Source organism: Ruegeria marisrubri, assembly GCF_001507595.1.
Taxonomy (GTDB): Bacteria; Pseudomonadota; Alphaproteobacteria; order Rhodobacterales; family Rhodobacteraceae; genus Ruegeria; species Ruegeria marisrubri.
The window spans coordinates 331,444-343,254 of record NZ_LQBQ01000034.1 but is presented as its reverse complement, the minus strand read 5'-3'; the positions used below and the strand labels follow the sequence as shown (position 1 = coordinate 343,254).

The window sequence follows — 11,811 nt, the reverse complement described above, 5'->3', positions numbered from 1 at the left end:
GGGCGACAACGTCGGCTTCACCGTCGAGCTGATCGCCCCGATCGCGATGGAAGACGGCCTGCGTTTCGCCATCCGCGAAGGCGGCCGCACCGTCGGCGCAGGCGTCGTCTCGAAAATCATCGAGTAATTCGCCTCAGCGAATGTTCAAACGAAAGGGCGCCCCCAAGGGCGCCCTTTTTCGTTGTGGGGAAGGCTGAAACGATTGGGCGTTCTGTGTTCCAGTTGGCAGGCAGGAGGCTCGATCCCCGCCTTTTGAGAGGCCCCTATAGGGGGCGCGTCATGGGATGCCGAAGGTCCCCGGCCACAAAAATCAGAGGCCCCGGAAAGAACCAGGGGCGCAAGATTGGGTGCGTTTAGCAGGGTTGGGGGGTGGGGGCAATAGGGGAACGGAATTTTCGCTGCGCCTCTGTCAAGACCTAAGTCACGTGTTCTGGACCACGCGCCCTACTTGTTGTGGCCACAGCTTGTTTGCTTCCCTATCCAACCTGACAGTGACGATGTTGCGCCGCTGTAAACTACGGAACTTGGGCTTACACTAGTAATTCTTGAACTCATGGGATCATACTATCCGGAAGGGATTTGGAGAAACACTAATGGCCGACGAATTCGACGCCAGAATCGCAGAGCTTAACTACAAAACTGCTTTAGTTCACAAAGAAACTGCCGAGGCTTCGGCGCGAAGCAATCGAAGCAGCAACTTTCTTCAACACGTCATAGGTGGCGCAATCATGGCTGGCTTCGCTGCGTTTGCAAGCTACCTTGCCTCGACTAACACCTACAAATCCGCAATTCGGGAAATTGAACTCAAATATGAAAAAGAGAACCGAGAAATTGATTTGGAGCTTGCAAAACTGAGCTTAACAATTTTGGCGGGCGAGTACGAAGACAACGTCGAAAATTCTTTGCCTGCACGAAAATTTGCGCTGAATGCTTTGGAGCGAGGTACGGGTGTTAAAATACCCGAAGCCGACAAAGATACATGGGCAAGAACTGGTTTGACCCCGGGTAACATAGACAGTTTCGGCATGGGTGAGATTTCACAGATCGGAAAGCTCAACCGAGCCCTTTCCAATGCATTCTCTGCAAAAGGAACTGGGTGCGTTGATAGACATGGAGAAATGCATTGCGGGGAACTGTTCTCCGGCGCACTGGTAGGCGACAATGCCTGCGTCATTATTGAGATCGAGCCCGGGATCGTTTGCGGCCGGCTTGAGTCAATTGAACAAGCTCTTGACAAACGTGAAAAGCAAAACGACTAAACAAAAAAGCCCCCGCCGTTCGGCGGGGGCCTTTATCTCTCTCCAAAGACGGGTCCGATCAGAGACCGGTGGTCACGTCGATGGTGTTGCCCTCTTCCAGGGTCACATAGGCCTTCTTGACGTCTTTCCGCTTGCCCAGCTGGCCGCGGAACCGCTTGACCTTGCCTTTGGTCACGGTGGTGTTCACCGCCTTGACCTTCACACCAAACAGCGCCTCGACGGCCTCTTTGATCTGCGGCTTGTTGCTGTCGATCGCCACTTCGAAGACGACCGCGCCGTTTTCGGACGCCATGGTCGATTTCTCGGTGATGATCGGCTTGCGGATCACGTCGTAGTGTTCTGCCTTCGCGCTCATTTCAGTCGAGCCTCCAGTGCTTCGACACCCGCCTTGGTGAGCACCAGCGTGTCACGCTTGAGGATGTCATAGACGTTTGCGCCCATCGACGGCAGGATGTCCAGGCCTTCGATGTTGCGGGCTGCGCGGGCGAACCCTTCGTTCACGGTGGCGCCGTCGATGACCAGAGCGCGCTTCCAGCCCAGGTTTGCAACCTGCTTGGCCAGTGCAGCGGTCTTGCCTTCGGCTTCGGCGGCGTCGATCACGACCAGCTCACCGGCCTTTGCCTTGGCCGACAGAGCGTGGCGCAGGCCCAGTTTGCGGAACTTCTTGGGCAGGTCGTGGCCGTGCGAACGCGGGGTCGGGCCCTTGTAGATGCCACCCTTGCGGAAGATCGGCGCGTTGCGGTCACCGTGACGTGCGCCACCGGTGCCCTTCTGGCGATAGATCTTCTTGGTCGAGTAGCTGGTTTCCGAGCGGGTCTTGACCTTGTGGGTGCCGGCCTGCGCGTTGTTGCGCTGCCAACGGACCACACGGTGCAGGATGTCCGCGCGGGGCTCGAGGCCGAACAGAGCTTCGTCCAGCTCGATGTCGCCGGCTTTCTTGCCGTCCAGTTTGATCACGTCAAGTTTCATGCTTCACCCCCTTCCGCGGGTGCTTCTTCGGCCGGAGCCTCGGTCGCTGCAGTTTTCAGAGCAGCCGGGAACGGCAGACCCTCGGGTGCTTTCTTCTTGACGGCATCCTTGACGGTGACCCAGCCACCCTTGGAGCCCGGAACGGCACCCTTGATGAAGACCAGGCCACGCTCGGCGTCGGTCTTGACGACTTCGAGGTTCTGCGTGGTGACACGGGCGGCACCCATGTGACCGGCCATCTTCTTGCCCTTGAACACGCGGCCGGGGTCCTGACACTGACCGGTCGAACCGTGCGAACGGTGCGAGATCGAGACACCGTGCGAGGCGCGCAGACCACCGAAGTTGTGGCGCTTCATCGCACCGGCAAAGCCTTTACCGATCGAGGTGCCCGAAACGTCAACCTTCTGACCTTCCAGGAAGTGATCTGCCGAGATCTCGGCACCCACTTCGATCAGCGCGTCTTCGGACACGCGGAACTCGGCCAGCTTGCGCTTGGGCTCGACCTTGGCGGCGGCGAAGTGGCCGCGCATGGCCTTCGAGGTGCGTTTTGCCTTGGCGGCACCGGCGCCGAGCTGAACGGCGGTGTAGCCGTCTTTGTCAGCGGTGCGCTGTGCGACGACCTGCAGGTTGTCCAGGTGCAGAACGGTCACAGGGATCTGCTTGCCGTCTTCCATGAACAGCCGGGTCATGCCGACTTTCTTTGCGATAATACCAGAGCGCATATTCTATACCCTCCGATCTTACGACTGCAGCTTGATCTCGACGTCCACACCAGCGGCGAGGTCGAGCTTCATCAGCGCGTCCACGGTCTGGGGCGTCGGATCTACGATGTCGAGCAGACGCTTGTGCGTACGGATCTCGAACTGATCGCGGGATTTCTTGTCAACGTGAGGGCCACGGAGAACCGTGAACTTCTCGATCTTGTTCGGCAGCGGGATCGGGCCACGCACCTGCGCGCCGGTCCGTTTGGCAGTATTGACGATCTCTTGCGTGCTGGCATCCAGGACGCGATAGTCAAATGCCTTCAGCCGAATACGGATGTTTTGGCTTTGCATTTTTCGTCAGCCTTATTCTTCAGGCGTTGGGGTTGAGAGGAGGACGGACGCTCATCGCCAACCCTCATCGAACCCAAAAGGCGGGAATCACCCCGCCTTCACGTTCTCGTCGAGAACCCGCGCCGGATACAGGGCCAAGAGGGGTTTGGCAAGGACTATTTGCCTTTTTGGCTGGCCCCGCCTGCGTGTCCCGTTTTTATTGCCATTTTCATCCATGACGCAATGGCAGGTGGGTGAAACTGGCCGAGGGCCTTGAAGGGGGCACAATATTATAAAGAGCCACCCGAACGGATGTTGTGCGCGTTACGGTGCAAATTGCCTGTTTTCGCCTATAGACACCCACCCCCAACCCTGCTAAACGCTCCCAATCTTGCGGCCTCGGATTCGTTCCGGGGCCTCTGATATTTGCAGCCGGGGACCTTCGGGGCCCTATAACTCGGGCACCTACGGGGGCCTCTCACATAGCGGGGATTGATCCTCGCGCTTGCTAAACGGAAGACAGAAAGCATGGCACTCAAGTCGTACAAGCCGACGACGCCGGGCCAGCGCGGGCTGGTGCTGATCGACCGTTCGGAGCTTTGGAAAGGACGTCCGGTCAAGTCTCTCACCGAGGGTTTGACCAAGTCGGGCGGCCGGAACAACACCGGACGGATCACTTCACGCCGCCGCGGCGGTGGCGCAAAGCGTCTCTACCGGATCGTTGACTTCAAACGGAACAAATTTGATGTGGCGGCAACCGTCGAGCGGATCGAATACGACCCGAACCGGACCGCGTTCATCGCACTGATCAAATATGACGATGGCGAGCAGGCCTATATCCTGGCGCCGCAGCGTCTGGCGGTTGGCGACAAGGTCATCGCTTCGGCCAAGGCCGACATCAAGCCCGGCAACGCGATGCCGTTCTCGGGCATGCCGATCGGTACCATCGTGCACAACATCGAGATGAAGCCCGGCAAGGGCGGTCAGATCGCGCGTGCCGCGGGCACCTACGCCCAGTTCGTCGGCCGCGATGGCGGCTATGCCCAGATCCGTCTGAGCTCGGGCGAGCTGCGCATGGTGCGCCAGGAATGCATGGCCACCGTCGGTGCCGTGTCGAACCCCGACAACAGCAACCAGAACCTCGGCAAGGCCGGCCGCAACCGCCATCTGGGCAAGCGTCCTGCTGTCCGTGGTGTTGCCATGAACCCGATCGACCACCCGCACGGTGGTGGTGAGGGCCGGACCTCGGGTGGCCGTACGCCGGTTACGCCTTGGGGCAAGGACACCAAGGGCAAGCGTACCCGCAACAAGAACAAAGCGTCCCAGAAGCTGATCATCCGCTCGCGGCACGCCAAGAAGAAAGGGCGTTAAGACATGTCTCGCTCTGTTTGGAAGGGTCCTTTCGTCGACGCTTACGTGCTCAAGAAAGCCGAAGCTGCGCGCGAGTCGGGCCGCAACGAAGTCATCAAGATCTGGTCGCGTCGTTCCACCATTCTGCCCCAGTTCGTGGGTCTGACCTTTGGTGTGTACAACGGCCAGAAACATATCCCGGTAAACGTCACGGAAGACATGATCGGTCAGAAGTTCGGTGAGTATTCGCCGACCCGGACCTATTACGGTCACGCCGCAGACAAGAAAGCGAAGCGGAAGTAAGTCATGGGCAAGGCAAAGAACCCCCGCCGCGTGGCCGAAAACGAAGCAATGGCCAAGACCCGTATGCTTCGCACCAGCCCGCAGAAACTGAACCTGGTTGCAGCGATGATCCGCGGCAAGAAAGTCGAAAAGGCTCTGAACGACCTGACTTTCTCGAACAAGCGGATTGCGCAGGATGTGAAGAAATGCCTTCAGTCCGCCATCGCCAACGCCGAGAACAACCACAACCTGGACGTCGATGAACTGATCGTCGCCGAGGCCTATGTGGGCAAGAACCTGGTCATGAAGCGCGGCCGTCCGCGTGCCCGTGGCCGTTTCGGCAAGATTTTCAAGCCGTTCTCGGAACTCACCATCAAGGTGCGTCAAGTTGAGGAGCAAGCCTAATGGGACATAAAGTCAATCCGATCGGCATGCGCCTTCAGGTGAACCGCACCTGGGACAGCCGTTGGTATGCAGATACCAAGGACTACGGTGATCTTCTGCTGGAAGACATCAAGATCCGTGAGTTCATCAAGAAAGAGTGCAAGCAGGCCGGCGTGGCCCGTGTGATCATCGAGCGTCCGCACAAGAAGTGCCGCGTTACGATCCACACCGCACGTCCGGGCGTCATCATCGGCAAGAAAGGCGCGGACATCGAAGTTCTGCGCAAGAAACTGTCCGCGATGACCGACAGCGAACTGCACCTCAACATCGTCGAAGTGCGCAAGCCGGAACTCGACGCGCAGCTGGTTGCCGAGTCGATCGCTCAGCAGCTGGAACGCCGCGTTTCCTTCCGCCGCGCGATGAAGCGTGCCGTGCAGAACGCCATGCGCATGGGCGCCCTGGGCATCCGGGTGAACGTCGCTGGCCGTCTGGGCGGTGCCGAAATCGCACGGACCGAGTGGTACCGCGAAGGCCGCGTGCCGCTGCACACCCTGCGTGCCGACATCGATTACGCAAACGCCGAAGCCTCGACCCCTTACGGGATCATCGGGATCAAGGTCTGGATCTTCAAAGGTGAGATCATGGAGCACGATCCCCAGGCGCGCGACCGCAGGGCACAGGAACTCCAGGATGGTCCGGCGCCTCGCGGTGCAGGCGGCCGTCGCTAAGGAGGATTTGAGATGCTTCAACCAAAGCGCACAAAATTCCGCAAGATGCACAAAGGCCGGATCAAGGGCGAAGCCAAGGGCGGCTCTGATCTGAACTTTGGCACCTACGGTCTGAAAGCACTGCAGCCCGAGCGCGTCACCGCGCGTCAGATCGAAGCTGCGCGTCGTGCCATGACCCGTCACATGAAACGTCAGGGCCGCGTCTGGATCCGGATCTTCCCGGATACGCCGGTAACCTCGAAGCCGACCGAAGTCCGTATGGGTAAAGGTAAAGGCTCGGTGGATTACTGGGCTGCCAAGGTCAAGCCCGGCCGCGTGATGTTCGAGATCGACGGCGTCAACGACGAAATCGCCCGCGAGGCCCTGCGCCTGGCCGCGATGAAGCTGCCGATCAAGACCCGCGTCGTGGTTCGCGAGGACTGGTAAGCGGTCGGGGGGATCCCCCTGTCGTGAAAGATCTGACCCCTGCCGGGAAACCGGCGGGGGTTTTTCGTGTCGGGACCGTGTGCAGGAGTTAACCCGCCCGCGACACCGCGTAGGTCCGCATGAGGCCCTTGCCCTTGATCTCCATGTCACCCAGCGGATCGACCCGGACGGGCTTGCCAAGCTGGGCCCGGGTCGCCTCGCTGATCTGGATGACGCCCGGTTTGCTGTGGGACTCCATCCGCGAGGCCACGTTCACCGTGTCGCCCCACAGGTCATAGGCAAACTTTCTTTCCCCTATCACCCCCGCGACCACGGGCCCGGAATTGATGCCGATGCGCATGGTGAAGGGAAAGTCGCTCGAGGCGTTGATTTCCTCGGCGGCGTCGATCATGTCCAGCGCCAGCGCGACCATCGCGTCGGCATGATCTTCTCGCGGCTCCGGCAGGCCGGACACCACCATATAGGCGTCGCCGATCGTCTTGATCTTTTCGCAGCCGTGCTTTTCCACCAGCTCGTCGAACCGCGTGAAGGCCCTGTTGAGGGCGCGGACAAGCTCGGGGGGAGACAGCGCTTCCGAGGTCCTGGTGAAATCGACGATGTCGGCAAACAGCACCGAGACGCTCGGATACTCGTCGGCGATGAGATGCGGGCGATCCTTCAGGCGGGTCGCGATCGGTTCGGGTAGGATGTTCAGTAGCAACCGCTCGGAGCGTTCATATTCGCGTTCCAGTTTCTCCTCGGCCGTCGTGGCAGCATTGGCGTAGATCGCCGTGAAGAGGCCCAGAAAGGGAATGATCGGGCCGGCATTGAAGAAAAAGAAAAAGATGTTCCAGCCATCGGTCAGCGGGCGGGCGGGTTCGGACATGATGGCCATTGCCCCGCAGGCAACGAAGACCAGCCCGTTGCCCAGGCTGAGCAGCAGCCGTGTCGTGGCCGAGTAATAGGGGATCAGCGGGAACAGCAGGATCGGAAACAGGATGTAACCGATGAAAAAGGGCGGCAGGCCCATGTAATAGGTGCACAGCACGGCATGCAGCGGAATTTCCACCACAAAGGTCAGCAGCGTCGGCCATTTGATGTCGCCCAACGTCCAGGCCGCCCGGACCCCCCAGATCAGCAAGGCGACGGAAGCGATGTTGAAGATCGCCATGACCGGCTGATCCAGATACCAGAACAGGGGAATGAAACAGGCATGCGAGAAGAGGCCAAGGGGGAAACCGACCCGCGCAAGCCCAAAGGCGCGCACTTCGGCAGTGCTCACGCCCGGGGGCGCGCGGTTCACCCATCTTGCCAGTTTCCTGATTATGCTTTGACTACGCATCCTTGGCCCGAGAGTTGCTGCCCCATTCTCAGGGGGCGGGCTTTCGCGAGTCAACTGTCGGCCCACCACACCGGATCAAAGCCCGCTGGTCGTTTCCCCTCTCGTCCTGCCTCGCAAGCTGCGCTATGAGAACGCCATGCCACAGATTGAATCGCTTTTCGTCACCCGCCTGTATCGCGCCGCCCTGTCCGAATTCGATCCCAGGATCGACCCGGAGGAACTGGAAAGCTCGTGCCTCGTCATCGCAGAGGACGACGAGGCCGGGCAGGAATGGTGCGAAGAAAATGGCTATTCCGGCTATACCAGCTATGCCTCTCTGACCGACCTGCCGTGGCGCTTCCCGATCTTCGCCGATCTGGTGAAGGTGCTGGATCAGCATGTGGCGGCCTTCGTTGAGGATCTGGAGTTCGATCTGGACGGGCGCGAGCTGAAACTCGAGGACCTGTGGATCAACATCCTGCCCGAGGGGGGAATGCACGCCTCGCACCTGCATCCGCACAGCGTGATTTCCGGCACGACCTATGTGGCGATGCCAAAGGGTGCCAGCGCGCTCAAGCTCGAAGATCCGCGCTCGGCCCGGATGATGGCCGCGCCGGTGCGCCGCAAGGATGCCCGGCGAGAGTTGCAGCCCTTCATCTACATGAAGCCCGAGGTCGGCGACGTGCTGCTGTGGGAAAGCTGGTTGCGCCACGAGGTGCCGATGAACATGGCCGAGGATGAACGGATAAGCGTCAGCTTCAACTACCGCTGGGACTGAGTGCTGTCTTCCCGGCAAAGAGACACCGGAGCTGGGCCGCTCGAAGCGGGTTTGAAATGAGTGATGCGTCTCGCGGAAACCCTGTGAAGTTGCCACTGATCCGGGCTGTCTGGACGTAGAAGCCGTGCCTGATTTTCTCGTGATTTGGTTGCGGTCAAGATCTGCTGAAAGAAAATGTGAGGGGCTCAAATACAAGGGCATCGCGGAATCTGGTGGCGGACAATTGCTTGGTTCTTCACCGATCAGACTTCGTGGCGTGAGTGTCCTGATCGCGAATGTCATTCGGCTCTGCAATGCCAACAAAATAGGCCCCGGGATTGTGCAGCTGATCTGCCCCGGGGCCTGTCGTGCTAAAATATGCCCGGATCATGACGACGAACGCGTTTGGAAACGCCTTCGCCCGCGCGAAAACTGCGCAACCATCCTGACAACACCTTTCTGGCAGCCACTCACTTCTGCCTTGGCGTGTTCACCGGGCGTTTCAAGGATACTACCGATCCGATGACCGTTCAGTGATCTGGATCACAATTTACGAGATTATTAAGGAAATTTTCTCGCCTTCAGGTGAACTGCTCGGAAATCAGGCGTTCTTCCAGGCCGTGTCCAGGGTCGAACAGGATTCGGTGCTCGATTTCGGGGTCGGAATGGATTTCCACCCAGTCGATGTCGGGGATCGAGATCGAATCGGCATCGGCCATGACGGGGCGCTTGTCCGCCTCCAGCACATCGAACCGGACATGCGCAGTCTTGGGCAAGAGGGCACCGCGCCAACGGCGGGGACGGAACGCAGCGATGGCCGTCAGCGCCAGAACATCCGAGCCGATGGGCAGAATCGGGCCGTGGGCCGAGTAGTTGTAGGCCGTCGACCCGGCCGGAGTGGAGAGAAGTGCACCGTCGCAGACAAGTTCAGCCAGGCGCAGACGTCCGTCCACCGTGATTTTCAGGCGGGCGGCCTGTGGCCCGGCCCTCAGCAACGATACCTCGTTGATGGCCAGCGCCTCGTGCAGCTTGCCCGACTGGTCCATCGCCGTCATCGCCAAGGGGTTGATGATCGTTTCTTCGGCGGCCTCCAGACGCTCCAGCAGGTCGGTTTCGCTGTACTCGTTCATCAGAAAGCCGATGGTGCCGCGGTTCATCCCGTATACCGGCACATTGAGGTGCTGTGTGTTGTGCAGCGTGCGCAGCATGAACCCGTCGCCCCCGAGCGCCACGATCACGTCCGCATCTCGCGGCGCGACATTGCCGTAGCGCCCGACAAGGGCGGCCCGGGCCGTCTGCGCGACCGGTGCGTCGCTGGCCAGAAAGGCGATTCTCTTGCTCATGTTTTTCGGTTTCCGGTGCTGCGCATTTGGTTCCGAAACAAACATACCTTTCCCCGATAGACCAGACTTGACGCCGCAGCGGGCCAATTCGTCGCTTTAAAGCCTTTCTCGGCAGGATGGTTTCCTATAGGAAATCCCCAAATTCACCCAGCGATGCGGAGCCCCCATGAACGCCAACCTTCGTGATACCGGTTTCTTCACCCAGTCCCTTGCCGATCGGGACCCGGAACTTTTCGGCTCGATCACTTCCGAACTCGGCCGCCAGCGCGACGAGATCGAGCTGATCGCGTCCGAGAATATCGTTTCTGCCGCCGTGATGGAGGCGCAGGGGTCGGTGATGACCAACAAGTATGCCGAGGGCTATCCCGGCCGGCGGTACTATGGCGGTTGCCAGTTCGTCGATATCGCCGAGAACCTGGCCATCGACCGCGCCAAGCAGCTGTTTGGATGCGAATTCGCCAACGTGCAGCCCCACTCGGGAAGCCAGGCGAACCAAGGCGTGTTCCAGGCGCTGCTGAAACCCGGCGACACCATTCTGGGCATGAGCCTGGATGCAGGTGGCCACCTGACTCACGGTGCCGCGCCCAACCAGTCGGGAAAGTGGTTCAATGCCGTTCAATACGGTGTGCGCAAGCAGGACAACATGCTGGACTACGATCAGGTCGAGGCGCTGGCCAAGGAACACCAGCCCAAGCTGATCATCGCCGGCGGCTCCGCGATTCCGCGCCAGATCGACTTTGCCCGCATGCGCGAGATCGCCGACATGGTCGGTGCCTACCTGCACGTGGACATGGCCCATTTCGCTGGTCTGGTCGCCGCGGGCGAGCATCCCTCGCCCTTCCCGCACGCGCATGTGGCCACGACCACCACACACAAGACCCTGCGCGGCCCGCGCGGCGGAATGATCCTGACCAACGACGAGGCCATCGCCAAGAAGGTGAACTCGGCAATCTTCCCCGGCATTCAGGGCGGCCCGCTGATGCATGTGATCGCGGCCAAGGCCGTTGCCTTCGGCGAGGCGCTGCGTCCCGAGTACAAGGACTACATCAGGAACGTGGTCAACAACGCCCAGGCGCTCAGCGATCAGCTGATCAAGGGCGGTCTGGATACCGTGACCCACGGCACCGATACCCACGTGGTTCTGGTTGACCTGCGCCCCAAAGGCGTCAAGGGCAATGCCACCGAAAAGGCGCTGGGCCGCGCGCATATCACCTGCAACAAGAACGGCGTGCCGTTCGACCCGGAAAAGCCCACCGTGACCAGCGGTATTCGGCTCGGCTCGCCCGCCGGCACCACGCGCGGCTTTGGCGAGACGGAGTTCCGCCAGATCGCCGACTGGATCATTGAGGTTGTTGACGGTCTTGCTGCCAATGGCGAAGACGGCAACGGCGCCGTCGAGGCCAAGGTCAAGGCCGAGGTCGCCGAGCTCTGCGCCCGGTTCCCGATCTACCCGAATCTCTGATCGGCCCGAAAATGGAACGGGAAACGGCGCCGCAAGGCGCCGTTTTTCTGTCTGGCCATCCTGTTTTTCAGCGGGACGGGACCGGCAGCGCACGGGTTCAAATCAGCCCGCGCCACCAAAGCAATATGAAAACCAGAACCGCCAGCATCAGCATATTGGCAGCGATACCTGCCAGTACTCCCAGAAACGCCCCCCAGCGCCTGTCTGCCAAGTCGATCGCGTGCAGATGAGCCTGCACCTCTTGTGCCGCATAGGTCAGCTGAGGCGTGTCGAGCGTGAGCCTTAGCTTGGGATGCCGCATCATCTGTTCTGCCTGGGCGAGTTTCATCGCCTGGGTATAGACCCTGCGGGGCAGAAGGTGTTTGGCGCGCCGAAGTGACGCGGCAAGCGTCTTTCCTCGCACACCCAGCTTGGTCCGCAACAAGGCAATCGTCGCGGCGATCTGCTCCTGGATGGTGGTCTCTTTCGGCATCGACAATCTCCTGAACGGGCATGTTATCCCTGCGTTTCAGAGGTC

Annotated in this window: 16 protein-coding genes; 9 read left to right on the top strand and 7 right to left on the bottom strand. The window is 60.2% G+C overall.

Annotation, left to right across the window (positions count from 1 at the left end; genetic code table 11):
- Nucleotides 1-127 (top strand): EF-Tu C-terminal domain-related protein (locus tag AVO45_RS19465; RefSeq protein WP_476707463.1); only part of this gene is annotated, 127 nt, incomplete at its 5' end.
- A 466-nt stretch (nt 128-593) separates the two neighbouring features.
- On the top strand, nt 594-1,259 hold the full coding sequence (locus AVO45_RS14200; protein WP_068348031.1) for a hypothetical protein: 666 nt from the start codon (nt 594-596) through the stop codon (nt 1,257-1,259).
- Nucleotides 1,260-1,317: 58 nt separating this feature from the next.
- Here AVO45_RS14200 and AVO45_RS14195 read toward each other — a convergent pair whose 3' ends face one another.
- From AVO45_RS14195 to rpsJ, 4 genes are read right to left on the bottom strand one after another with little or no spacing between them, the layout of a single operon-like run.
- Complete coding sequence (locus AVO45_RS14195; RefSeq protein WP_068348029.1) at nt 1,318-1,614, bottom strand: 50S ribosomal protein L23; 297 nt, start codon at nt 1,612-1,614, stop codon at nt 1,318-1,320.
- Entirely contained in the window at nt 1,611-2,228 is a 618-nt protein-coding gene (gene rplD / locus AVO45_RS14190) for a 50S ribosomal protein L4 (RefSeq protein ID WP_068348028.1), read from the bottom strand. The genes AVO45_RS14195 and rplD overlap by 4 nt, the downstream gene beginning before the upstream one ends.
- Entirely contained in the window at nt 2,225-2,950 is a 726-nt protein-coding gene (rplC, locus tag AVO45_RS14185; protein ID WP_068348026.1) for a 50S ribosomal protein L3, read from the bottom strand. The genes rplD and rplC overlap by 4 nt, the downstream gene beginning before the upstream one ends.
- A gap of 18 nt (nt 2,951-2,968) precedes the next feature.
- Complete coding sequence (gene rpsJ / locus AVO45_RS14180; protein WP_005621947.1) at nt 2,969-3,283, bottom strand: 30S ribosomal protein S10; 315 nt, start codon at nt 3,281-3,283, stop codon at nt 2,969-2,971.
- 507 nt (nt 3,284-3,790) lie between these two features.
- Here rpsJ and rplB point away from each other — a divergent pair.
- From rplB to rplP, 5 genes are read left to right on the top strand one after another with little or no spacing between them, the layout of a single operon-like run.
- Nucleotides 3,791-4,633, top strand: coding sequence for a 50S ribosomal protein L2 (gene rplB, locus AVO45_RS14175; protein WP_068348024.1), 843 nt, complete (start codon nt 3,791-3,793; stop codon nt 4,631-4,633).
- Between the two features lie 3 nt (nt 4,634-4,636).
- Nucleotides 4,637-4,915: a 30S ribosomal protein S19 gene (gene rpsS, locus AVO45_RS14170; RefSeq protein WP_068348022.1), complete on the top strand. Its 279-nt coding sequence runs from the start codon at nt 4,637-4,639 to the stop codon at nt 4,913-4,915.
- A 3-nt stretch (nt 4,916-4,918) separates the two neighbouring features.
- A complete protein-coding gene (gene rplV / locus AVO45_RS14165; RefSeq protein ID WP_068348020.1) occupies nt 4,919-5,299 on the top strand; it encodes a 50S ribosomal protein L22 in 381 nt (126 codons plus the stop codon).
- Complete coding sequence (rpsC, locus tag AVO45_RS14160) at nt 5,299-6,006, top strand: 30S ribosomal protein S3 (RefSeq protein ID WP_068348018.1); 708 nt, start codon at nt 5,299-5,301, stop codon at nt 6,004-6,006. Before rplV ends, rpsC begins: the two co-directional genes overlap by 1 nt.
- Nucleotides 6,007-6,018: 12 nt before the next feature.
- Nucleotides 6,019-6,432, top strand: coding sequence for a 50S ribosomal protein L16 (gene rplP / locus AVO45_RS14155; protein ID WP_005980704.1), 414 nt, complete (start codon nt 6,019-6,021; stop codon nt 6,430-6,432).
- 88 nt (nt 6,433-6,520) lie between these two features.
- On the opposite strand, the gene AVO45_RS14150 is transcribed toward rplP, so the two are convergent.
- Entirely contained in the window at nt 6,521-7,693 is a 1,173-nt protein-coding gene (locus AVO45_RS14150) for an adenylate/guanylate cyclase domain-containing protein (protein WP_205627895.1), read from the bottom strand.
- Nucleotides 7,694-7,889: 196 nt separating this feature from the next.
- Between AVO45_RS14150 and AVO45_RS14145 the strand changes: the two genes are divergently transcribed.
- Nucleotides 7,890-8,510, top strand: a complete 621-nt coding sequence (locus AVO45_RS14145) for a 2OG-Fe(II) oxygenase family protein (RefSeq protein ID WP_068348014.1) — start codon at nt 7,890-7,892, stop codon at nt 8,508-8,510.
- Between the two features lie 560 nt (nt 8,511-9,070).
- Here the strand turns inward: AVO45_RS14145 and AVO45_RS14140 are convergent.
- The gene (locus AVO45_RS14140; protein ID WP_068348107.1) at nt 9,071-9,832 is read right to left on the bottom strand and encodes an NAD kinase; all 762 of its coding nucleotides are present in this window, start codon (nt 9,830-9,832) and stop codon (nt 9,071-9,073) included.
- Nucleotides 9,833-9,998: 166 nt separating this feature from the next.
- Here AVO45_RS14140 and glyA point away from each other — a divergent pair, with 166 nt between their 5' ends.
- A complete protein-coding gene (gene glyA / locus AVO45_RS14135; protein ID WP_068348012.1) occupies nt 9,999-11,294 on the top strand; it encodes a serine hydroxymethyltransferase in 1,296 nt (431 codons plus the stop codon).
- A 97-nt stretch (nt 11,295-11,391) separates the two neighbouring features.
- Here glyA and AVO45_RS14130 read toward each other — a convergent pair whose 3' ends face one another.
- Entirely contained in the window at nt 11,392-11,766 is a 375-nt protein-coding gene (locus tag AVO45_RS14130) for a hypothetical protein (RefSeq protein WP_068348010.1), read from the bottom strand.
- Nucleotides 11,767-11,811 lie beyond the last annotated feature (45 nt).